Below are 206 nucleotides of genomic sequence, written 5' to 3' on the forward strand. Positions count from 1 at the left end.
GATGGGGATGCGTTACTGGATCGTGATGCCGTCGCCTATATCGTGGCTCCGCTTATCCAGTTCCCGCGCGTTGGTGCGGTGACCGGTAACCCGCGTATTCGTACCCGCTCGACGTTAATTGGCCGCGTACAGGTCGGTGAGTTCTCGTCGATTATCGGCTTAATCAAGCGTACCCAGCGAGTCTACGGGCAGATATTTACCGTTTC

The 206-nt window shown here is 56.3% G+C and carries 1 pseudogene; it reads left to right on the forward strand.

Annotated features, from left to right (window positions below):
- Window positions 1-206: pseudogene (locus tag FDX22_RS20655) on the forward strand (poly-beta-1,6 N-acetyl-D-glucosamine synthase); the annotation flags it as partial.

This window comes from Citrobacter sp. TBCS-14 (assembly GCF_005280805.1).
Classification (GTDB): Bacteria; Pseudomonadota; Gammaproteobacteria; order Enterobacterales; family Enterobacteriaceae; genus Citrobacter; species Citrobacter gillenii.